8 protein-coding genes are annotated in these 8,726 nt (G+C 68.6%); 5 read left to right on the forward strand and 3 right to left on the reverse strand.

Features of this window, described 5'->3' with window-relative positions:
• The first annotated feature begins 13 nt into the window (after positions 1–13).
• Genes VHB92_RS06030 through VHB92_RS06040 form a run of 3 tightly spaced genes read left to right on the forward strand, consistent with a single transcriptional unit; the run spans position 14 to position 2,960 of the window.
• Positions 14–1,321: an ABC transporter substrate-binding protein gene (locus tag VHB92_RS06030; protein WP_325452412.1), complete on the forward strand. Its 1,308-nt coding sequence runs from the start codon at positions 14–16 to the stop codon at positions 1,319–1,321.
• The gene (locus VHB92_RS06035) at positions 1,318–2,337 is read left to right on the forward strand and encodes a glycosylase (protein ID WP_325452414.1); all 1,020 of its coding nucleotides are present in this window, start codon (positions 1,318–1,320) and stop codon (positions 2,335–2,337) included. Before VHB92_RS06030 ends, VHB92_RS06035 begins: the two co-directional genes overlap by 4 nt.
• Positions 2,334–2,960 carry a GDSL-type esterase/lipase family protein gene (locus VHB92_RS06040; RefSeq protein WP_325452416.1) on the forward strand — a complete coding sequence of 209 codons (627 nt, stop codon included), beginning with the start codon at positions 2,334–2,336 and terminating at the stop codon, positions 2,958–2,960. Before VHB92_RS06035 ends, VHB92_RS06040 begins: the two co-directional genes overlap by 4 nt.
• 112 nt (positions 2,961–3,072) lie before the next feature.
• Here the strand turns inward: VHB92_RS06040 and VHB92_RS06045 are convergent, their stop codons facing one another.
• Entirely contained in the window at positions 3,073–4,098 is a 1,026-nt protein-coding gene (locus VHB92_RS06045; protein ID WP_325452418.1) for a LacI family DNA-binding transcriptional regulator, read from the reverse strand.
• A 49-nt stretch (positions 4,099–4,147) separates the two neighbouring features.
• On the opposite strand from VHB92_RS06045, the gene VHB92_RS06050 reads away from it, so the two are divergent.
• Complete coding sequence (locus VHB92_RS06050) at positions 4,148–7,279, forward strand: GH92 family glycosyl hydrolase (RefSeq protein WP_325452420.1); 3,132 nt, start codon at positions 4,148–4,150, stop codon at positions 7,277–7,279.
• Between the two features lie 114 nt (positions 7,280–7,393).
• Positions 7,394–7,735, forward strand: a complete 342-nt coding sequence (locus VHB92_RS06055) for an NIPSNAP family protein (RefSeq protein ID WP_325452422.1) — start codon at positions 7,394–7,396, stop codon at positions 7,733–7,735.
• A gap of 36 nt (positions 7,736–7,771) precedes the next feature.
• Here the strand turns inward: VHB92_RS06055 and VHB92_RS06060 are convergent, their stop codons facing one another.
• Positions 7,772–8,464, reverse strand: coding sequence for an alpha/beta hydrolase (locus VHB92_RS06060; protein ID WP_325452424.1), 693 nt, complete (start codon positions 8,462–8,464; stop codon positions 7,772–7,774).
• A partial coding sequence (locus VHB92_RS06065; protein WP_325452426.1) for an alpha/beta fold hydrolase occupies positions 8,461–8,726 on the reverse strand: 266 nt, incomplete at its 5' end. The genes VHB92_RS06060 and VHB92_RS06065, both read right to left, overlap by 4 nt.

Consider the following 8,726-nt stretch of genomic DNA (forward strand, 5'->3'; position numbering starts at 1 on the left):
AGAGGAGAGTGACATGTTTCACCGCACCCGTTGGATCGCCGCGGCAGCGGCCGTAGCGATCGCCGGACTCGGCCTCACCGGCTGCAGTTCGTCAGGCTCCGGCAGCGACAAAGGCGCCACCGTGAGCTACATGACGTGGGAGTCGAACACGACGAACTCCGCACTGGACAAGACGATGGCGAAGTTCGCGAAGTCGAGCGGCATCAAGGTCACCCGCGAAGCCGCGCCGAACGCCGACTACGCGCAGAAGCTGGCCAGCCTCATCCTGTCGAAGAAGGCTCCCGACTTCTTCTGGTGCACCACAGCGGAGGCGCAGAACCTCGCGTCGGAGGGGCTCCTGTACGACTTCTCGTCGAAGCTCGACTCAGGCAGCGGCCTGAAGGCCTCCGGCTTCGCCCCCGGATCGCTGTCACTCTGGAAGTCCAAGGACGGCAAGGTCACCGGCATCCCGACACTGGCCAACACCTACGGCTTCTACTACAACGCCGACACGTTCAAGTCGGCAGGGCTCACCGTGCCGAAAGCGGGCTGGACCTGGGATGACCTCTACAACGACATCGCCAAGCTGAAGGCGGCGGATCCATCGGGGACGCCGCTCATCAACCAGTGGCCGCTCCTGACGAGCCCTCAGGGCGCCTCCGCGTACTCGGTCGCCAACGGCGGCAAGCCCTTCGTGAACAGCTTCATCCACACCACGAAGGTGCAGGCCGACTCCACCTTCGTCGACGGGGTCAGCAAGTTCGCAGCGGCCATCAAGGCCGGGCAGATGACGAACCCGGACTACGACGCGACCAACGCGATGGCGGCGTTCTCCAACGGCAGCGTGCCGCTCATGTTCGGCGGTCAGTGGCTGCAGAACTTCATCGCGCCGAACCACCCGAAGATGTCGTGGGGCTTCGCTCCCTGGCCGGTAGGGACGAAGGGGAACGTGCAGCCGATCGAGGCGAACGGCGTGTGCTCGCCGTCGACGATCAAGAACCCGGACGCGGTCTGGAAGACGATCTCGTATCTCGACACGACCGGGTTCAACGAGGCGATGAAGACGAACCCCGTCGCGCCCATCGCGTACACGGCGGGCAGCAAGGGCTACTACGCGTCGCTGGAGGCCGCAGGCGACCCGGCCTCCCTCAGCATCGGGGCCTCGGCCAAGTACGAGCTCGCCGCGAAGGACAAGTTCGTCACCGAGTTCCTCGACCCGTGGGCGACGAAGGCGGCCAACATCGTCACGACCTCGTGGAACCCGGCGCTCGAGGGCAAGACGTCCGTCGACGCGGGAGTGGGGAGCACCGTCTCCGGCATCAAGGGACTCATCGCCCAGTGAGCATCGTTCCGCCGATCGACTACCCGTTCGGCCCGTTCGTCCCGGCGGAGCACAACCCTGTGCTCCGCCCGGGGCGGCATCCGTGGGAGGCGACCAACGTCTACAACCCCGCGGCCATCGTGGTCGACGGCCGCATCGCACTCATCTATCGCGCGCACGCGGAAGACATCGTGTCGTCGCTCGGGCTCGCCTGGAGCGACGACGGGTACGCATTCGAGACCGAGTCCTCACCGGTCCTGGTGCCCGAGCACGACTACGAGCGGTACGGATGCGAAGACCCCCGAGTCGTCGAGATCGACGGCACCTACTCCCTGACGTACACCGGCTGGGACCGGCACACGGCGCGACTCTGCCTCGCGACGTCGACGGACCTTCGCCAGTGGCGCAAGCACGGTCCGATCGTCCCGGGGATCAACACGTTCGCCGGCGTGCGGGAGACGCCAGGACCGGAGTGGAGCAAGGGCGGCGTCATCCTTCCCGAACGGCTCGATGGTCGATGGGTCATGTGGTTCGGAGAGGGGAACGTTCACGTGGCGTACTCGGACGACCTCGTGCACTGGCAGGCCGACCCGACACCGGTGCTCCGGCCGGAGCCGGGCACGTTCATGGGCGACCTCGTCGAGACCGGACCGCAGCCCGCGCGCACCCGCACCGGCCACATCCTGCTCATGCACAACAGCGCGATCGTGAAGGCCGCGGACGACGTGTACTACTCGTGCGGGCAGATCCTCATCGACCCGCGGCATCCCGACCGTGTCGTCGCGAAGCTCACGCAACCGTGGCTGGAGCCGGCGACCCAGGAAGAGTTGCACGGCCTCGTCGACGGCGTCACGTTCGTGGAAGGACTCGTGTTCCATCGCGGCACCTGGTTCGCGTACTACGGGCAGAGCGACACCACCATCGGCGTAGCGACGTTCACCCCCGCGCCGGCGCCACCTGCACAGAAGTCGACACCTGCACCGAAATCGACACCCGCGCCGACATCCATTCCCGCACCGAAGGAGCCCTCAGCATGACGATCCAGCTTCGAGCCGGAGACACGGTGATGTTCACCGGCGACTCGATCACCGACTGCCAGCACCTCGAGATCGAGCAGCCGCTCGGCTGGGGCTACCCGCTTCGCGTCGCGGGGGAGTGGGGCTACCACCATCCCGACCGAGCCGTGACCTTCCTCAACACCGGTATCGCCGGCAACAAGGTCATGGATCTCGAGACCAGGTGGGAACGCGACGTGCTGTCGACCGGTCCCGACGTGGTCTCCGTGTTGGTCGGCGCCAACGACGTCGGTTGGAAGGACTACGCCGAAGACGGATACGAGATCCCGGCCGCCGAATACGGTGCCGGCTACGACCGCCTGCTCGCGCCCCTCGCCGAACGCGGAGCGCGGCTCATCCTCATCGAGCCGTTCCTGCTGCCCGTCAACGAGGCTCAGCGCGTGCAGCGTGAGGACCTGGACCCGAAGATCCAGGTCGTGCGCGAGCTCGCCGCGAAGTACGGCGCGCATCTGCTCGCCGCGGACGGTCTCTTCGCGCAGCTGGCGGCCACGACCGGGCCTGAGTGCTGGGCGGCGGATGGCGTGCACCCCACTCCGGCAGGCCACGCGGCGCTCGCCGCGGCCTGGCTGCAACTCGTCGCATAGAGTCGCCGCCTGCGACCCCGGTGGCGGCCAGCCCGGCTTGCGAGCCTCCGAAGGCTGGCCGACCGGGCGTCGGAATGCGCACGGGCAGCGGCCCGCGCGCGGGGGCCGAACCTCAGAGTCGCCGCTCGACGAGCTTGGCGGGAACGACGGCGCGCTGCGCCGGCCGGTCCCGGTCCGCGAGCCGATCGAAGAGCAGCTCGGCGCCGACCCTGCCGACCTCGTACGGGTGGCTGTCGATCACGCTCACGCCGAACCGCGGCGCCAGCGGGAAGTCGTCGAAGCTCAGCACATCGACAGGATGGTGCTCGAAATGGTCGGACAGGAGCAGCCCGGTGCCCAGCCGGTTGTTGTCCGTGAACACCGCTGTCGCCGGATCCGGCTGCGCGAACAGGCTCTCCGCCGCGAGCCGCGCATCCTCTTCGGTGAGAAGGCCGTCGCGCACGAGGCGTTGGTCGATCGAGATCCCCGCGCTCCTGAGTGCGCGCTGGTATCCGTTCCAGCGTTCGAGAGCGCCGCTACCCGAGCGCGGGTGGCCGAGGTAGCCGATGCGGCGATGGCCTCGCCGGATCAGCATCGAGACGCCCTCGAACGTGCTCTCCTCGTTCGTCGTGGTCACAGAGTCGAGGAGGCCGTCCAGTCCGGGCGGAGGCGAGTCCACGAAGACGATGGCCACGCCGAACGAGGCCTCTTCGCTGAGGTAGCGCAGATCCTGACCGATGGGCGCGATGATCAGGCCGGCGATGCGGTGTGCGAAGAACGAACGGATGGCGCGGTGCTCGAGCTCGGCATCGTTCTGGGCATCGGCAGACAGGACGAGGTGGCCGTGCTCGGCAGCGACCGAATGGATGCCGCGCAGCATGGGCGCGAAGAACGGGTTCGTGAAGTCCCCGAGCGTCACGCCGACCGTCGTCATCGTCTGGTCCTTGCGGCGGAGCCCGGCCGCGATGTCGTTGAGCTGGAAGCCGAGCCGGTTGGCCTCGGCGAGCACCTTGGCGCGCGTGCTTTCGGCCACCGGACTCTCACCACGGATCGCCCGCGAGACCGTTTTGATGCTGACGCCGGTGTTCGCGGCGATGTCCTGCAGACGAGGGCGACGGCGCGGGCTGGAATCCGCAGACGAGTCGGTGGCCTGGCTCATGATCGAATGGTAATGCCAACGATGTCATCCGCGTGGTGAAAGGCGTCGCATGATCAGGATCGTGCCGGGAACGGGGCCCCATTCTCCGTCGACATCGCGCGCAGGCGTCGGACTGACCGAGCCGTCCGCGACGGGGGTGTGGTTCGCGCTCGGGAGCGGCGAGCGTGCGGCGCTCCGGCTGCGCACCCTCGATCGCCGCGTCGCCCTCGGGGATCGGCTCAGCTACGCGATTCATCCGGAGGGCTCCGCCGGCGCCGAGCCGTTCGCCGCCACCCGATGCGCCATCGATCTCGTCCTCGACGACGGCACCAGGCTCTCGTCGCTTGGCGGCGGCATCGATCCCGTTGCTGAGCACGGCGACGCCCTGCTCACCGTGGACCAATGGAACCTGCGGACCTGCTCGCTCGACATCGCGGTCGGCAGACGCATCGTCGCAGCGGAGTTCGTCGCCGTCGGCGACGGCTCAGGCGCAGTCTCGACGTGCTGGGTGAGCGATATCCGCGTGCTGCCGGCCGCCGAGCCGGTGCGCGACGTGCCTCTCGTGGATCTCGTCGACACGAGGCGAGGAACGCACTCCTCAGCAACCGCTTCTCGCGGCAACACGGTTCCGGCGGTGGCCGTGCCGCACGGGTTCAACTTCGGGATCCCCGTCACCGACGCGGCGTCTCCGCGCTGGCCGTACCGGTACCACGCCGACAACGACGACGCGAACCGCACTCCGTTCCAGGGATTCTCGGTCTCGCACCTTCCGAGCCCATGGGTCGGCGACAGGGGCATTGTGCAGATCGCACCGGTTCTTCCCGGCGCCGGCGCCGATCGTGACGGCCGCACGCTCTGGTTCCGGCACGAAGACGAGGAGGCCAGGCCCTACGTCTACCGGGTGCGCCTCTCGAACGGTGCCGAGGCGCAGATGACCGCGACGGATCACGTGGTGCTCGTCCGTTTCCGTCTGCCTGAGGGCAGCGGCGTCGTGGTCGACCAGCTCGACGACGACGGTTCCGTGCGAAGGGCAAGCGAGGTGCTGGCCGCGGCGGGCGCGCACGTCGAGGGCCACACGGATGCCGGAGCCACGCCCGCCCCACGTGAGCACTTCGTGCTGAGGTGCGTCGACGGGCTCGCATCGTGCACCACCGGCGCGATCACGGGCCGTCCTCACACGTCCGCGCTGCTCGCTCCCGGCAGCGGCGACGACGGCTGGGTCGAGATCCGCGTGGCGACGTCGTTCATCGACGCAGGACAGGCGGCGCACTCGCTCGAGCTCGAGGCCTCGGACACCGTGACGTTCGAGGATGTCGTGGCGAGGAACCGGTCGCTGTGGGAACTGCGCTTCCGCTCCATCGAGTTCGACTGCGGTGACGACGAGAGCGCCGACGACAGGCGCCGATCGCTCGCCGGATGCCTATACCGCATGTTCCTCTATCCGAACGACGCTGCGGAGAACGCCGGTACCGCCGAGCAGCCGCGCATCGTGCACCGAGACGCGACCCGTGCCGTCGGAGCCGTGCGCTCCGGGGCATCCTTCGTGAACAACGGGTTCTGGGACACGTACCGCACGGTCTGGCCCGCCTACGCGCTCCTCGACCCGGGGCACTGCGCCGAGCTGCTCGACGGCTTCGTCGAGCATTTCCGCGCATCCGGCTTCATCGAACGCTGGTCCGCGCCCGGGCCGCTGGACGCCATGGTGGGAACGAGCAGCGATGTCGTGATCGCCGACGCCATGGCGGCGGGCGTCCCTGTGCTCCACCCGGAGGACGCGTATGACTCCCTCCTCCGCAACGCGTCATCCTCCCGTCCCCGTCAGGAGGTCGGCCGTCCGGAGACGACCCCCGAGGGATTCGTGTCGACGGCGACCGGCGAAGGGCTCTCGTGGACGCTCGAGAACGCCATCTCGGACTTCGGGGTGGCCGTCGCGTCGGCATGGATGCTCGACCATGCGTCGGCGGACGACCCGCGCCGGGACGAGTATGCCGCGAACATGCTCTGGTTCAGGGACAGAGCCATGGCGTTCGTCGAGTGCTTCGAGCCGGCATCCGGATTCTTCGTGGGAAGGCGACCGGATGGCGCGTTCCGGGCGACGGGCTCCGACGTCGATCCGAGGACCTGGGGTGGCGACTACACGGAGACCAACGCCTGGGGGATGGCCTTCACGGCGCCGCACGACGGCGAGACCCTGGCCCGGCTGCACGGGGGCCGTGACGGTCTTCGACGCAAGCTCGACGAGTTCTTCGCGACGCCCGAGACGGGTGGGATCGACGTCGCCGGTTCGTTCGGCGCGGTCATCCACGAGATGTCCGAGGCGAGAGACGTGCGCATGGGGATGTTCGGCCTGTCGAACCAGCCGGCACACCACATCCCCTTCATGTACGCGTTCACGGATGCGCCGCGGCGCACCGACAGGATCGTTCGCGAGGCCGTGCGCCGATGCTTTCTGGGAAGCGAGATCGGACAGGGCTACCCGGGCGACGAGGACAACGGCGAACTCTCGGCCTGGTTCGTCTTCGCCGCGATGGGGCTGTACCCGCTCACGCCGGGATCGGGCGAGTACCTCATCACGGCGCCGTCAGTGCGCAGCACCACTCTTCGGTTTCCGGATGGCGCCGTCACGACGGTACGCGCACTCGCTGCGGATGCGACGCACGACTTCGTGCAGCAGGTATGCGTCGACGGCGAGCAGTGGGAGTCCGCGGCTCTCCCGATCGCACTCCTGCGGCGAGGCGTCGACGTCGAGATCCGGCTGGGGCCGGAACCCTCCACGTGGCCGCGCGGCGACGGGCCATACGCGCTCAGCCGCGAAGCCGTCGTGCCCCGGCACATTCGGGCAACCCGGACCTCATCCGGAGGACTCCGGCAGTACCGATTCGCCCGCGCGACGACGATCGCCTGCTACACCGTGGCGTTCGACGCACCGGATCCTGCGCGCGAGTGGAGCGTTGAGGGCTTCGACGGATCGCGATGGCGCCTGCTCGACGCGCGGACCGACGTGGAGTACCGATGGCCCGGCCAGACCCGCGCCTTCATACCGACGTCGTCGCTGGCGGTGACACGGGTTCGTATCGTGTTCCCTGGCGATGTGGATGCCTCGGCAGCGTCGAGTCCGCGGCTTGAGTTCTTCGCGGTGGACGAGTCCCCGGCGGGCGACGATTCCCTCGCGGGCGACAACCGCCCGGCGGTCGACGCCTGACGTGCTGCGGAAGCGGGCATCCGACCTCGCCCCGGGAAGCGACGCGGCCGTGTCACGACGGTGATGACTGCCGGTGGGCCCACGCCCGCGGGACCGTTGGCCCAGAATGGCCGGATGGGCAACTCTCGTACCTTCGAACTCCGCACCTACTACACGCACCCAGGCAAGCTGGCCGATCTGCAGACTCGGTTCCGCGACCACACGAGGGCGCTGTTCGAGAAGCACGGCATCGAGAACATCGGATACTTCGTTCCCACGGACGGCGAAGCCGCCGAGAGCACGCTCGTGTACGTGCTCGGCTATCCGAGCCGCGAGGCCGCGACGGAGTCGTGGGAGGCGTTCCAGGCGGACCCGGAGTGGATCGCCGTCAAGGCGCGGTCGGAAGAGAACGGCCCGATCGTCGAGCACCTCGAATCCGTGTTCCTCAGCCCGACGGACTTCTCGGCGCTGCGCTGACACCTTAGGGTCGGGAGCGATCGTCTCCGCGGATGATCACCCGGCCTCGGCTGCCCTGACCACCGCTTCCCGGGTGCGAGCGTCGCCCAGGATGGCGAAGTGACCACCGACGGGCAGCCGCACGTTGGTCGCGCCCGGCAGCTCGCTCCCTCCGGGGATCATGGTGTCGAAGACCCCGTAGATGGACGTGATCCGGCGGTTCGTCTCGACGTCGCGGATGAGCGCCGCGACGACGGGGTCCACCGCGCGAAACCATCGCAAGTGGCGCGCGGGAGCGAAGCGCGCGTAGGCGGATCCGGAGAAGGGTGTCGCGATGGCGATCATGCGGTCGATCCTGTGCTCGTCGTCGAGCTTCGTCATGGCGTACTTGCCGATGAGCCCGCCCTTGCTGTGGCTGAGCAGCAGAACGCGGTCGAGTCCTTCGCGTGCGAGAACGTCGATCACGACCCGTGCGCTCTCCGGCACGGGGCGCAGGTTGTGCTTCAACTCGGCGACCACAAGCACCGGGTGGCCGCGTTCGTGCAGGGCATCCATCAGCGGTCTCAGGAAAGGCCAGGTCTCGTAGACGCCCGGGAGCACGACGACGACCTGCTTGTCTCCGGTCCGGTAGTCGTCGACTGTCGTGGGGCTGACGCTGCGCACCTGCCAGGCCGCGGCATACATCCAGTCGCGCACGGCCCAGAATCCCCGACGCGCGAGAGACGGCGCCCGGTCGGCGGCGCCGGTCACCGCGTCTCGCTCTGGGTGTGCGTGGGGATGAACCCGACGATCGCAGCGGCGACGTCCTCGGGAGCGTGCTCCTGCACGTGATGCGGACCCGCCGCCTCGACCAGCGCCCCTCGGTCCGCAGCGCGCATCACGCGTTGCGCCCAGTCGCGCCGGGCGATGGGGTCGCGCGTGCCCCGAACCACGAGCACCGGGACCGCCAGCTCTGCGACCCGGCGCAGCGTCGGGTACCGCAGCATGGGTCGCAGTTCACGGAGGAACTGCG

This window comes from Humibacter sp. (assembly GCF_035547335.1).
In the GTDB taxonomy this organism is placed as follows: Bacteria; Actinomycetota; Actinomycetes; order Actinomycetales; family Microbacteriaceae; genus Humibacter.

Excerpts from the sequence above, each read along its gene's own strand:
- VHB92_RS06040 (WP_325452416.1), top strand. The coding sequence starts at position 2,334 with ATGACGATCCAGCTTCGAGCCGGAGACACGGTGATGTTCACCGGCGAC.
- VHB92_RS06055 (WP_325452422.1), top strand. The coding sequence starts at position 7,394 with ATGGGCAACTCTCGTACCTTCGAACTCCGCACCTACTACACGCACCCA.
- VHB92_RS06030 (WP_325452412.1), top strand. The coding sequence starts at position 14 with ATGTTTCACCGCACCCGTTGGATCGCCGCGGCAGCGGCCGTAGCGATC.
- VHB92_RS06050 (WP_325452420.1), top strand. The coding sequence starts at position 4,148 with ATGATCAGGATCGTGCCGGGAACGGGGCCCCATTCTCCGTCGACATCG.
- VHB92_RS06045 (WP_325452418.1), bottom strand. The coding sequence starts at position 4,098 with ATGAGCCAGGCCACCGACTCGTCTGCGGATTCCAGCCCGCGCCGTCGC.